This window comes from Gammaproteobacteria bacterium (assembly GCA_029881255.1).
In the GTDB taxonomy this organism is placed as follows: domain Bacteria; phylum Pseudomonadota; class Gammaproteobacteria; order S012-40; family S012-40; genus JAOUMY01.
This window is the reverse complement of sequence record JAOUMY010000001.1, coordinates 942410-955051: the sequence shown is the minus strand read 5'-3', so window position 1 is coordinate 955051 and position 12642 is coordinate 942410. Positions and strand designations below refer to the sequence as shown.

The window sequence follows — 12642 nt, the reverse complement described above, 5'->3', positions numbered from 1 at the left end:
AGTCTGCATGAGAGACTACAGCCCTGGGTACATCCTGCCTGGATTTAGTATTCCACCGGGATCGAAGGCCTGTTTCAGATTTTTATGGATTTGTACAAGTCCAGCAGACAAAGGATGAAAAACATCCGCCTCGATTGATGCGTTTCGAAAAACGCTCGCATGGCCTCCAAATTCCGACGCACTGCTACGCACTACTTCCGCGCCTGCACTCGTGCGTATCCAACGTAAGGCGCCTCCCCATTCATAAAGCTGATCCCCTTCTATCGACAACGGGGGGGCGTCAGATGCCAGTGACAGTCGCCAGATCGGCTGATCTGTTTTGAAAAAAGCCAGTTGTTGTTCACGTAATAGGCGCCAAAATTCGCGCCCACCAGCCAGGGTATCGCCGCCGAGACGTTTCGCTGCGACATCAACAGCATTCACCGAACCTGATAGCCGCACCAAAAGCTGACCATCAGCAAAGCAGGTCGCCGAAATTGGCAACGGTTGCCGAGCCCAGGAATGCATTTTTTCCAATGCAGAGGGTGCATCGCACTCCAGGACTTGCGTCACTTCTCGCTCAGGTTTCGGTAAGACCTTGAGCGATATTTCGAGCAACACCCCGAGCGTCCCCATCGCGCCGGCCATCAGTCTGGAAACATCGTAACCTGCAACATTTTTCATCACCTCACCGCCAAAGGAAAGAATGTCACCCTTACCGTTGATGATGCGACAACCCAGTACGAAATCGCGCGCCGCCCCCATATAGGCGCGACGTGGTCCCGAAAAATTGCAGGCAACGGTTCCGCCCAGGCTTGCCAGTTCACCAAATGCGGGTGGTTCGAATCCGAGCATCTGGTGTTTCTCGTCCAGCGTATTAGTGAGCTCCTGCAGTAAAGTGCCCGCGCGCGCGGTAATCACCAATTCCGTCGGCTCATAGGAAATAATTCCACTATGCGACGATGTGGAAAGCACTTCACCTTCTATCTGCCGTGCGTAAAATGTCTTTGTATTGCCGCCAACAATCTTAAGCGCCGCGCCTCGTTCAAATGCATCCTGAACCTGTTGCTGCAATACCTGGCTATGATCTGTGTTCATATTCATAATTTAAAAATTCGCGCAGACATTCCGCTCCACTAAAATCGCTCCAGTTCCGGAAATTTCAATTCACCCTTGTGTACGTGCATCGCGCCAAATTCTGCGCAACGATGTAAAGTCGGTACCGCCTTACCTGGATTCAATAGACCCTGCGGATCAAATGCCGCCTTTACCGCATGAAATTGTTCCAGCTCCTGGGGCGCAAACTGCACACACATCTGATCTATCTTTTCCATGCCCACGCCGTGTTCACCCGTAATGGTTCCTCCGACCTCTACGCACAACTCGAGAATCTTGCCGCCAAATTCCTCAGTGCGTTCCAACTCGCCAGGATTGTTTGCATCGTAAAGAATCAACGGGTGCAGATTGCCGTCACCCGCGTGAAATACATTTGCGACGGGCAAATTATAGTGTTCAGACAAGCCCGCGATTTCTTTGAGGACACGAGGCAATTGTTTGCGTGGAATAGTGCCGTCCATACAGTAATAGTCGGGAGAGATGCGTCCAACTGCGGGAAAGGCGGCTTTGCGCCCTTTCCAAAATATCATGCGCTCATGCTCATCTTTGGCGGTTCGCACTTCTGTTGCACCGCTGTTTTTGAGCACATCGCGTACGACATATATCTGTTGCGAGACTTCTTCATTCGTCCCATCTAGCTCGCACAACAAAATCGCTTCAGCATCGACAGGGTAACCCGCGTGCACAAAATCCTCAGCTGCCTTAATCGCCAGTTTGTCCATCATCTCCAGGCCACCGGGGATAATACCGGCAGCGATAATATTGCCAACTGCTTCACCAGCCTTAACCACATCATCAAATGCTGCGAGCAACACCTGGGCGCGCTCCGGTACTGGCAAAAGTTTTACTGTGACTTCGACGATAATGCCCAACATTCCCTCGGAGCCTGTCATCAACGCCAGCAAATCATACCCGGGTGAATCGAGACCGCTACCGCCGATGTTCAACAACTCGCCGTCGACGGCAACTATTTTGAGTTGCAGAATATTGTGCACTGTTAATCCGTACTTCAAACAATGCACGCCACCAGAGTTTTCGGCAACGTTACCGCCGATGGTGCAGGCAATTTGTGACGACGGGTCGGGAGCATAGTAGAGCCCATGAATGTTCGCTGCCTGTGAGATCGCGAGATTGCGCACACCTGGCTGCACAACAGCGGTACGTTTCACCGGATCAAGAGCAAGAATATTTTTGAATTTGGACAGGCTGAGTAAAACACCTTGTTCATGCGGTAAGGCCCCACCTGAAAGACCTGTTCCCGCTCCACGCGCGACCACAGGCACCTCGTGCTGGTGACATAAACGCATGATAGCCTGCACCTGCTCTATCTTTTCAGGCAGAACAACGACCATAGGCAATTTGCGATAGGCCGATAAACCATCACATTCGTAGGGACGCAAGTCCTCTGCTTCATATAACACCGCATCCCAGGCAACAATGCGCTGCAGTTCGGCTATCAACGTCGATTTATCAATCATGCTGCGTAGGTTGAATTGTTCTTAAAAAGGCTGTTTATTGTAGCCGATTCTGGTTCTGTCGTCTTGATCCACGACCAGTTCATGCACATAGCTCTTAAGGGAAATAGCAGGAGGAAAGTCTGCTAAAAAGTCGTTAAAATGGCTTTCTATTAAATCCAAACAGACCTTGTCGCATGAAGATAATTGAAGTCGTCGCCAATGAAAGTTACAACATCGCCATTACCGGTATTGCCGAGCACTTTCACGTAGTGGATTATTGGCAAGGTCCAATAGGAAAAGATGACCGTCGCGCCTGTCGTATTCTTGTTGAAGCAGAAAATGCACAGCCCGTACTCGATGCCTTGCAGGGTTTACTGGCCAAGAGCGAAGACTATCGCATTGTGATCATACAGCCAGAAGTCAGCCTACCTCGACGAAAGAAAGACGAGGACGCCGAGCCGTCTCCAAAAGGTACTTCCACGTCGCGCGAAGAGTTGTATAACAACGTTGAAAAAAATGCGCGACTCGATAGCAATTTTCTTATTCTCGTATTCTTCTCTACCATCGTCGCAGCGATCGGATTAATCGAAGACAATGTTGCGGTTGTCATCGGTGCGATGGTTATCGCACCATTGCTTGGGCCTAACCTCGCGCTTGCGTTAGGCACAGCGCTAGGCGATGGAGAATTAATACGCAAGGCCCTCGTCACCAATCTCGGTGGTTTGACTGTGGCCACACTGTTGTCGATCAGCATTGCCTTGCTCTGGCCGGTTGATTTAGAGAGCAGCGAATTGCACGCACGAACTGTTGTAGGCTTGGACTCAGTTGCTCTGGCATTGGCATCTGGTGCCGCCGCTGTATTATCTTTAACTACCGGACTATCCAGCGTTCTTGTAGGTGTAATGGTTGCGGTGGCTCTATTACCACCAACAGCGACTTTTGGTCTGATGGTAGGTAGCCAGCAATGGGATCAAGCATTAGGGGCTTTGATACTGCTAGCAGTAAACATCGTTTGCGTTAACCTTTCCGCCAAACTGGTTTTTCTTTATCGCGGAATACGACCACGCACCTGGCTGGAAAAGCGGCGCGCTCGGCAATCCATGTGGTTATATATAATTGTATGGTTGTTATCTCTAGGTCTGTTAATCGGTGTTATTTATCTGCGCACCCTACAATAGTCAAACGCTATGCAGTAGGTGTGTCTCCTGCATAATTAAATGCATCCGAATAAAAATTATCATCTTTCAAACCCATCCCAGCGAACGTCGTCTGCCCAGACTCAATCATCACCGGTGGCCCACAGGCATATATCTCGTAATCAGATAAATCCGAAAAGTCCTCGGCAATGGCCTGGTGTACATAGCCCGTTCTTCCTTGCCAACTATCCTCCGGTTTCGGTTCCGACAATACTGGAATAAAAGAGATATTATCGTGCTGAGCTGCCCATTGCTGCGGCAAATCCGGCAGATATAATGACGCTTTATCGCGCACGCCCCAATACAGAAAAATCTTGCGTGAGGTCTTCTCCGCGATGGCATGTTCAATAATCGCCTTAATTGGCGCAAAACCCGTTCCACCCGCCATTAGAATAATCGGTCTACCTGAATCCTCGCGCAGATAAAAATTTCCAAGCGGTAACTCGATGCGCAATAAATCCTTTTCTTTCATTTTTTCAAAAATATGTTGCGTGTATTCACCACCTTCGACACGTCGTATGTGCAATTCCAACAATTCATCATCGTGCGGAGGATTGGCCAGAGAAAAACTTCGCCGTCTACCACCAGGAAGTAAAATATCGAGATATTGGCCGGCAAGAAATTGCACGCGTTCAACCTGTGGAAGTTTCAAATAGAGTCGCATGACATCATGCGCAAGCCGTTCCATTTTCGATACACGGCAGGGCAGTATTTTTATCTGGATATCTTTCGCTGCGCTAATTTCACGCATTTCAATTACCATATCAGCCGTCGGTCGCGCCTGACAAAACAACGCCATGCCGGTCTGTTTGTCGTATTCAGATAAAGCACGCGGCTCTCTATCTACATATTCCACATCACCTTCAACTATTTTTCCCTTGCAGGAACCACAGGCACCACCACGACAGCTATAGGGAAATGCAAAACCCTGGCGCAATGCAGCGTCAAGTATCTTTTCACCCTCATTGACCTCAAAAACATGACCGCTGGGTTCAACCTTTATTGTATATTTCATAAAACTACCGTTTGATGATGACAGATTGGAAGTATTCACATGAAGCAAGATGCAGACATTTATATCATAGGTTATGGCTATGTTGGACAGTTGATCGCGCAACATGCCCTGGCGGAGGGCAGACGTGTTCATGCTTTATCCCGCACAGCGAGTCGTGTCATTGCTCATGATGGATTTATTCACCATGTTTGCGACATCGATCAAGCGGAATCCTTGCAGTCTGTGCCAAATATGTCTGCCGCGCAAATTATCTATCTTGCGCCACCACCATCAAATTCCCTGCGTGACTCGAGAGTAGAACGATTCCTCGCTCATATGTCGCAACAACACATACGCCCATCACAAGTGTTGTATTTCAGTACGACGGCAGTGTATGCCGACAGCAATGGGGAGTGGATAGACGAAAACACCCCCGCCGCACCACAAACAGACCGCGGGAAACGCCGCTACGATGCTGAGGAACAAGTCCGTAACTGGTGCGAATCCAGTGCCTGCCCGTGGATAATTTTTCGTGTCACCGGCATATATGGCCCAGGGAAATTACCCTTGGAACGAATCAGAAAAGGCATGACGGTCTTGCGCGAGGATCTTGCGCCAGCAAGTAACCGCATATTTTCACAGGATCTGGCTCGAGCCAGCCTGTTTGCGCTAAGAAACAGCCAGCCTAATGAAATTTATAACCTCTCCGACAATAAACCCACAACAATGACGGATTACTTTAGCCGAATCGCTCAACTCGCCGGGCTCCCGGCTCCTGAGAGAGTCGACTGGGAACAGGCCAGGCGCACCATGTCACCTGAGATGATTTCCTATCTTGTTGAAAACAAAAGAATCAAGAGTGATAAACTTGTAAGGTATCTCGGATTCACCCTCCAAGCCACTGATTTGGAAACAGGCCTAAAACTGTCGATTTAGTGCGCTTCTGTCCTGAATTTTTGGGGCAAATTGTCGATATATGATCTTGACTAGTCAAAAATCGAACGGATCTCTTTGAATGGAAGCTCCAGCTCCCAAGCCCAACACCAATATGTTGAGAATTGGTTTAACCAAAGACCAACAATACTTGGTTGCCCTATTGCCTGATCAATATGAGCAGGACGCTCATATCGATACTGATTGGGTAAAAAGGCAAATCGCCCGTAAGCGATTCGAATATCTATTTCCACTCGATGAATCCATTGAAAAATTGGTTGAACTATACAATCACCATGTGCATAGCAAGCGCCTCATTCCCATTGCGGAAAAACGCGATGCTGTTGCGGAGGTCGAAGTCACCGACGACCATATGTCCGCTGTTGTCCATCTAACTCGTGCTTACGGCGGCAAACACGTCACCGAAAACGATATTTATCGCATGCTCGTTGAACGGAGCATCATCCACGGCATTAACAAACAAACCGTGGCTAAGCTTATCGCTAAGGGCGAAGGCAAAAATGTCGTTGTAGCGAAGGGAACCTTGCCCAAACCTGGCGAAAACGCCATGTTCGTTTCACTTATTCCTGAGACAAAATCTCGGATGCCGCAAATCCGGGAAGACGGCATGATCGATTTTCGAGACCTTGGAGACATTCAGGTTGTGCAAGCGGGTACGCAACTCATGCGCCGCATACCTGCAACCAAAGGCGAAGACGGCAAGGATATTTTTGGCAATGTCATATCGCCTAGAGATGGGATAGACAGTTTCTATTCCAACAAACTCTATGGCGTACAAACGCACACTAATGACGCGAATCTGCTTATCGCTCTCGATACTGGACAGCCCATTCAAGTCGAAGACGGTGTCGTCGTAGAGAAAATCATCACCTACGATAAAATCGATATGTCTATCGGAAATGTCGTATTTGACGGTAGCGTTGTCGTAAACGGGGATGTGGCGCCAGGCATGAAAATCGAGGTCACCGGCGATATCATCGTCGCTGGCATCGTCGAGGCCGCCACATTAGTTGCTGGTGGAAACATTCAAATCGCTCAATCGGTAATAGGGCATGGCGATATATATGATCAACAAGGACAGTTAAAACCCGACATTAGCATTCTGACAGCGGAAGGAAGCATACTCGCCAACTATGTGGAAAACATAAAGCTAGTTGCCGGTGATTGCATCATGATACGTGAACAATCCATCCGAAGTGAATTATACGCCACCAATGAAATCATCGTTGGAAGCAAGTCGGCAAAATCCGGGCACATCATAGGTGGCCACATACGCTCTGGCATATTGGTTAGAGCAAACACATTTGGCTCTCCTGCTGGAGCAAAAACCCATATCGAAGTTTCCGCAGACGAGAAGATACACAAGAATATCGAACAGCTAAATCGTCAGATAGAAGAAAACCAATCTCAGATTTTTATGCGCACCAAAAAGCTCAACATGCAGAACCAGGATCTAGCCTCATTCAATCCAGGCGATTACAACGAAGCGAGAAGAGAAGTACGCATCATGGAAGATGAACTCGATCGACTAAAATACAAGAAGGAATTGCTGCGCTTAGAGCTACGAAGACTCGTCAACGGCCGTATCGTCATCGGCCGACAGATCCATCCGGCATGCACTATTCAAATTGGAAAATTAAAAAAGGAATTCCGAGAAATGGCGACCACGCGAACATTCCGCATTCGTGATGGCAAGCTCACGTTTATGTAGTTTGCGCTAATCCCCATACAACCATCTCGGCAACCAAGTTGCCAAATCTCCCCACCAGGCAACCATCATCAGCGTGAATAGCTGAATCACAATAAATGGAATGACACCTCGATAGATATGCAGTGTTGTAACCGCTGCCGGGGCAACGCCTCTCAAGTAGAAAAGAGCGAATCCAAAAGGCGGCGTTAAAAATGATGTCTGTAGATTTAACGCAATCATGACACCCAGCCATACTGGATCAAGATCCATCGCCAGCAACACAGGCCCGACGATAGGCACCACCACAAAAATGATTTCGATAAAGTCGAGAACGAAACCGAGCAAAAACATAATCAGCATAACGATCAACATCGCGCCGAACGCGCCGCCAGGCAAGTCACTCAATAAATCTTTTACCAGCTCATCACCACCGAAACCTCTAAACACCAGCGAGAAAATCGACGCGCCGATGAGTATCATAAACACCATACTACTCACCAGCGTCGTTTGCCGCCCGACTTCGAAAAGCACCTTCCAGTTAAGCTGTTTACGTGATTGCGCCAACAAGATCGCACCAACCGCGCCTACCGATGCAGCCTCTGTCGGTGTTGCGATACCGCCTAAAATCGAACCGAGAACCGCAACCATAAGCAACAAAGGCGGCAACAGGCCTCTAAGGAGATGACGCCACGCCGCACTATTGTCTGTCGCAGATACCGCTTCAGGACGCGGCATTTTATCTGGACGGATGAAGGCAATGATCACCAAGTAAAGTATATAAAAGGCGACCAATAACAATCCGGGAATTAACGCACCTGCAAACAAGTCACCCACAGAGACTGTATCAGGCGAAAAAATCCCCATATCCAATTGCGCCTGCTGATAGGCAGACGACATCACATCTCCTAACAAGACCAAGACAATCGATGGCGGAATAATCTGACCTAATGTGCCGGAAGCGCATATGGCACCAGATGAAAGCGCAGGATCATAACCACGCTTCAACATCGTCGGCAATGCCAGCAAACCCATGGTAACGACAGTTGCACCGACAATCCCGGTACTCGCAGCGAGCAACATACCCACTAGCACAACAGAATATCCCAGGCCGCCTCGTACGTTACCAAAAAGTGAAGCCATATTATCGAGCAAAGATTCGGCTACACGGGATTTCTCAAGCATTACGCCCATAAAAACAAACAAAGGAACTGCAATCAACGTTTCATTCGTCATAATCCCAAACAGACGATTGGGCAAGGCGTCGAGAAATGCTGCGTCAAACATGCCCAAGGTAGTACCGAACCATGCAAAACCTAAAGCAGTACCTGCCAAAGTAAATGCGACTGGGTAACCGAGTAGCAACACCAGACAGACAACGGCAAACATGACGAGTGGAATATACTCAGCCATGCTCGCCTTCCTGTTCGATGCCGACAACAATGAATGCATTACGAATGATTTCTGCTAGTGCCTGCAACACCAGCAGGCCAGCCATAATAAGCATCTGTAACTTCAATAAATAGACGAAAGGCAAGCCCCCTGCTTCACGGGAAGACTCTTTAAGTGAAATAGAATCCAAAACATATTCATAAGAGCTGGAAAAAATGTAGACAGCTACCGGCAGCAATAGAAATACACTACCAAAAATATTGATCCAAGCTCGTCCACTAGGAGAATAGCGTTGATAGAAAATATCCACCCTGACATGCTGATTGTGTTTCATGGCGAATGCCGTACCCAACATAAACACCAGAACATGGGCATAGGTCACGGACTCCTGCATGGCAATCCAACCCACATTAAACATGTAGCGGAGTACCACAACGATGAACATCACCACCACCATAAACAAAACCAGCCATGAAATCAGCCGTCCCGTCCATTCGGTGATTTGTTCAACTATGGAAGCGAATTGTCTCAGTCTATCCAGCATGAATATAGTCAGGCCGATCTGGCCATAAACGACATGATAAATTCCAGTATCTCGACACGATTGTAGGCCGTTTGCAGATCCGGTGCCCACACCGTAACACCATGGTCTCGTATCATCAAGGCAGTGATACGCGGGCTGGTTTGCCGATAACGCGCCTCAATGTCTGCGGCAATTTTTTTTACGTCCCGATGATTCTCAAAAACATCAAGAAGAATGCCTGGGTTTTGTTCCCACACATCGAATCCTTTGATCATTTCGATATCTGGCAACATCATCTGAAGATTTTCAGTACAGAATCGACGCGTAGCAATATAGGCGTCAACACTATGTACATGCAAACAGGCCCCTGCATCTGGGAAAAGACGGTACACCACCTGATGTATGCTTGATTCTGCTGAAGGCTTATTGCCTACGGCTACTTCCTCAATAAGATCGCCATTCAGCGAGACCTTAACAAAGTCTTTCTGATCCAGGCTACCTTTGGGCTTACCACTGGCGGTAAGCCAAAAACTGTTTTCATCTACGCGTACACTCATATTACCGGCGGTACCAGCCATCCAACCACGTTGATGAAAATCACGGGCGGCGCAGGTGAGCCCTTCACAAGGACTCAGTGAATTGAGTTTTTGCGTCATTTATGTGCATCCTCTGACTTGCCAACACCTGTGACAAAAACAAGACAAAAACGGTCACCAACACCGAAAGAGAAGTAAATATCGTTTCGAGTGAATATCTACGCTATCAATCCGCGCAAGGCGACCTAAGTTGGAACACCTCAACGGTCTTAGGCTGTTGTGACACTCCAAGGCAGATTAGACTCATCGAACTGCAAGGGGCGCTCGGTATAAACCGGCGTCCAGCCACTGGTATCTATAAAATAACGCACGGCTTTTATACGTCTGGAATCGCCTAACGTAAACCAGTGTTCGGCATTGGCGGGCACATTGATGTAATCACCGGCAACCACCTCAACTAACATTTGGGTACCCTCGCCGTCTACAAATCCGAAATAGCCCTTACCTCCAACGATGTAGCGTACTTCGTCATCCGTGTGATAATGAATGGATTCAAATTTAGCGAGAATTTCGCCCAAACCTGGAATATCTTCGTGCAACACAATCATATCGCGAGTGGTATAGCCATATTCCTGCTTCAGAGTCTCGAATCGGTTGTCGACTGATTTCAACACGGCTTCTTTTTGCCCATCATCAAGCGCCTTGCTCTCTAACAGGTCTTGAATATCATCAGCCTCAGGCGTCGGCCACTGTTTGAGTGCAACACCGATATTTGCGAGTATCGGCTCTATGACAGCCATATCGGTTTCCTGTCTGCCGTCCGCAAAAATAATACGTGCCATAATCTTTTCTCCCCTTGTGTTCCTGTCCTGGTGGCCAGCGAGCCTCTGAATATGCCCTCGTCGCTAATCTGACCTATTCGGAGACTTCCTGAAAGAGGCATATTATTCGCCAGAAAACATCAGATTGCCATAGTAGCCAAGGGTGTAAGAGCCCGAATTATCGGTGTCGCTCCATACAGCAATACCGTTGATATGCGTAAATTCCTCAGCAAACGCAGTCTTCAGGTTTATACCCACATTGTGTTTTTTGGCAAAAAGGGCCATGGGACCGTCGATCTGAGTAATCTTATAGAGAGTTTTGCTTTTAAAAGAATACGTGTCACCTTCGGCAAAATCCATAGGCGTCAACAGGATATTGGGGCAACTATTGAGATCTGCAGCACAAACAACCCTCATGGATATCAGCAAAGCGTGGGAAATGCCATAAGCGAACGATACCGCCGCACGTCACCACATCTTCTATTTCATCACGATACGACACGTTAATTGTGGCGAAGAGGATAACCGCAGCGGAATGGGGCTTGGTTACACCAGGAACACCGCGGCCAGACCAAGAAAGACGAAAAAACCAACCACATCAGTCACGGTGGTTAGCACGACGCTACCTGCAAGCGCCGGGTCGGCGCCAAACCGCTTGAGCAGCAAGGGAATGGTCGCTCCAGAAAACGCAGCAACAATAAGATTTGCCAGAATCGCCAAACCAATAATGATGCCCAGGCCCACGCTTTCAAACCAGACATAGGCGACAAAACCAATCACTGTCGCCCACATGACGCCATTGAGTGCGCCAACTGACAGTTCTTTCTTAAGCAGTAAATTCTGGTTAGTCGTGCCGATTTTGCCCAAAGCCAGACCACGGATTACCAGCGTCAGCGTCTGGCTTCCCGCAATGCCTCCCATGCTGGCCACGACGGGCATTAATACTGCCAAGGCTACCAGTTGCTCAATCGTGGCATCGAACAAGCCGATTACCCAGGACGCAAGCAAGGCCGTCAAAAGGTTTACACCTAACCAGACAGTGCGCCGCTGGGTACTACGCACCACTGGCGCAAACATGTCGTCCTCTTCATCCAGACCGGCACGACTCATAATGGTATGGTCGGCCTCTTCGCGGATTACGTCGACCACGTCATCGATGGTGATACGACCAAGCAACTTACCATCAGTATCCACAACAGGTGCGGACACCAGATCCAGTTTTTCGAATAAGTGCGCAACTTTTCCATCTTCTGTATCAACGGTAATCGGGTCGATGCTATTGCTCAACACGTCGGCAACCGTCAATTCGGGGTCTTTGGATACCAAATCCGCGAGACTAAGATAGCCCTGATAGATATCCTGGCGATTCACCACGAATAATTTGTCGGTCATATCAGGCAAACTGGCTCGATATCGCAAATATCGCAAAACGACTTCCAACGAAACATCTGGTCTGACGGTTACCGTATCCACATTCATCAGACCGCCAGCGGTATCCTCCGGATACTTGAGAACTGTCTCGAGGCGTTGGCGATCCTGCTCATCCATCGATTGCAGGATTTCGCTGATAACCGACCCAGGGAGATCTGGCAGAATGTCAGCAAGATCGTCTGCTTCGAGATTACCGGTAGCAGCGATTAGCGCATGCTCGTCCAGTCGCTCGATCAGACCAGAGCGAACGGCATCGTTAACGAAAAGGAGTACATCGCCGAATTTATCCGGATCGGTCAGATCCCAAACCTGGGCGCGCTCATCGTGCGGGAGTGACTCAAGTAAATCAGCAAGCTGGGCAGGGTGTAAATCAGCAATCAGACGCGCAATACCCGCCTCATCACGCTGCCCAAGCAGGTGATTCAGCTCATCACGAAATTCGGTCTTGGGTTCTGTTGATTCCTGATTCATGTGCCATCTGTGATGAATGCCGTATACAAGCCGAACACAATTCACGTCGGCAACGGATGGGCGATTATATCAGGCGTGAGTCAGG

At 48.6% G+C, this 12642-nt stretch carries 12 protein-coding genes; 3 read left to right on the top strand and 9 right to left on the bottom strand.

Features of this window, described 5'->3' with window-relative positions; all coding sequences use genetic code 11:
- Nucleotides 1-15 precede the first annotated feature (15 nt).
- Nucleotides 16-1077, bottom strand: coding sequence for a glycolate oxidase subunit GlcE (gene glcE / locus OEZ43_04415; GenBank protein MDH5544812.1), 1062 nt, complete (start codon nucleotides 1075-1077; stop codon nucleotides 16-18).
- Between the two features lie 38 nt (nucleotides 1078-1115).
- Complete coding sequence (glcD, locus tag OEZ43_04410; protein ID MDH5544811.1) at nucleotides 1116-2573, bottom strand: glycolate oxidase subunit GlcD; 1458 nt, start codon at nucleotides 2571-2573, stop codon at nucleotides 1116-1118.
- 173 nt (nucleotides 2574-2746) lie between these two features.
- On the opposite strand from glcD, the gene OEZ43_04405 reads away from it, so the two are divergent.
- Nucleotides 2747-3730, top strand: coding sequence for a TIGR00341 family protein (locus tag OEZ43_04405; GenBank protein MDH5544810.1), 984 nt, complete (start codon nucleotides 2747-2749; stop codon nucleotides 3728-3730).
- Between the two features lie 7 nt (nucleotides 3731-3737).
- On the opposite strand, the gene OEZ43_04400 is transcribed toward OEZ43_04405, so the two are convergent.
- A complete protein-coding gene (locus tag OEZ43_04400) occupies nucleotides 3738-4763 on the bottom strand; it encodes a CDP-6-deoxy-delta-3,4-glucoseen reductase (protein ID MDH5544809.1) in 1026 nt (341 codons plus the stop codon).
- 39 nt (nucleotides 4764-4802) lie between these two features.
- Between OEZ43_04400 and OEZ43_04395 the strand changes: the two genes are divergently transcribed.
- Nucleotides 4803-5678 (top strand): SDR family oxidoreductase, encoded by an 876-nt coding sequence (locus OEZ43_04395; GenBank protein MDH5544808.1) that lies wholly within the window; start codon nucleotides 4803-4805, stop codon nucleotides 5676-5678.
- Nucleotides 5679-5757: 79 nt separating this feature from the next.
- On the top strand, nucleotides 5758-7407 hold the full coding sequence (locus OEZ43_04390; protein MDH5544807.1) for a FapA family protein: 1650 nt from the start codon (nucleotides 5758-5760) through the stop codon (nucleotides 7405-7407).
- A gap of 6 nt (nucleotides 7408-7413) precedes the next feature.
- Here the strand turns inward: OEZ43_04390 and OEZ43_04385 are convergent, their stop codons facing one another.
- The 6 genes from OEZ43_04385 to mgtE all read right to left on the bottom strand — a co-directional run bounded on the left by OEZ43_04385 (nucleotide 7414) and on the right by mgtE (nucleotide 12557).
- The gene (locus OEZ43_04385) at nucleotides 7414-8796 is read right to left on the bottom strand and encodes a TRAP transporter large permease subunit (protein MDH5544806.1); all 1383 of its coding nucleotides are present in this window, start codon (nucleotides 8794-8796) and stop codon (nucleotides 7414-7416) included.
- The gene (locus OEZ43_04380; protein ID MDH5544805.1) at nucleotides 8789-9319 is read right to left on the bottom strand and encodes a TRAP transporter small permease subunit; all 531 of its coding nucleotides are present in this window, start codon (nucleotides 9317-9319) and stop codon (nucleotides 8789-8791) included. Before OEZ43_04380 ends, OEZ43_04385 begins: the two co-directional genes overlap by 8 nt.
- A gap of 8 nt (nucleotides 9320-9327) precedes the next feature.
- Nucleotides 9328-9954 carry a methylthioribulose 1-phosphate dehydratase gene (mtnB, locus tag OEZ43_04375; GenBank protein MDH5544804.1) on the bottom strand — a complete coding sequence of 209 codons (627 nt, stop codon included), beginning with the start codon at nucleotides 9952-9954 and terminating at the stop codon, nucleotides 9328-9330.
- Nucleotides 9955-10103: 149 nt separating this feature from the next.
- Entirely contained in the window at nucleotides 10104-10676 is a 573-nt protein-coding gene (locus OEZ43_04370) for a cupin domain-containing protein (protein MDH5544803.1), read from the bottom strand.
- Between the two features lie 102 nt (nucleotides 10677-10778).
- A complete protein-coding gene (locus tag OEZ43_04365; protein MDH5544802.1) occupies nucleotides 10779-11072 on the bottom strand; it encodes a DUF3047 domain-containing protein in 294 nt (97 codons plus the stop codon).
- A 129-nt stretch (nucleotides 11073-11201) separates the two neighbouring features.
- Nucleotides 11202-12557 (bottom strand): magnesium transporter, encoded by a 1356-nt coding sequence (gene mgtE / locus OEZ43_04360; GenBank protein MDH5544801.1) that lies wholly within the window; start codon nucleotides 12555-12557, stop codon nucleotides 11202-11204.
- Nucleotides 12558-12642 lie beyond the last annotated feature (85 nt).

What these genes read in the sequence shown, in the direction of transcription:
- glcE (MDH5544812.1), bottom strand. Translation starts at nt 1,077, where the DNA reads ATGAACACAGATCATAGCCAGGTATTGCAGCAACAGGTTCAGGATGCA.
- glcD (MDH5544811.1), bottom strand. Translation starts at nt 2,573, where the DNA reads ATGATTGATAAATCGACGTTGATAGCCGAACTGCAGCGCATTGTTGCC.
- OEZ43_04405 (MDH5544810.1), top strand. Translation starts at nt 2,747, where the DNA reads ATGAAGATAATTGAAGTCGTCGCCAATGAAAGTTACAACATCGCCATT.
- OEZ43_04400 (MDH5544809.1), bottom strand. Translation starts at nt 4,763, where the DNA reads ATGAAATATACAATAAAGGTTGAACCCAGCGGTCATGTTTTTGAGGTC.
- OEZ43_04395 (MDH5544808.1), top strand. Translation starts at nt 4,803, where the DNA reads ATGAAGCAAGATGCAGACATTTATATCATAGGTTATGGCTATGTTGGA.
- OEZ43_04390 (MDH5544807.1), top strand. Translation starts at nt 5,758, where the DNA reads ATGGAAGCTCCAGCTCCCAAGCCCAACACCAATATGTTGAGAATTGGT.
- OEZ43_04385 (MDH5544806.1), bottom strand. Translation starts at nt 8,796, where the DNA reads ATGGCTGAGTATATTCCACTCGTCATGTTTGCCGTTGTCTGTCTGGTG.
- OEZ43_04380 (MDH5544805.1), bottom strand. Translation starts at nt 9,319, where the DNA reads ATGCTGGATAGACTGAGACAATTCGCTTCCATAGTTGAACAAATCACC.
- mtnB (MDH5544804.1), bottom strand. Translation starts at nt 9,954, where the DNA reads ATGACGCAAAAACTCAATTCACTGAGTCCTTGTGAAGGGCTCACCTGC.
- OEZ43_04370 (MDH5544803.1), bottom strand. Translation starts at nt 10,676, where the DNA reads ATGGCACGTATTATTTTTGCGGACGGCAGACAGGAAACCGATATGGCT.
- OEZ43_04365 (MDH5544802.1), bottom strand. Translation starts at nt 11,072, where the DNA reads ATGAGGGTTGTTTGTGCTGCAGATCTCAATAGTTGCCCCAATATCCTG.
- mgtE (MDH5544801.1), bottom strand. Translation starts at nt 12,557, where the DNA reads ATGAATCAGGAATCAACAGAACCCAAGACCGAATTTCGTGATGAGCTG.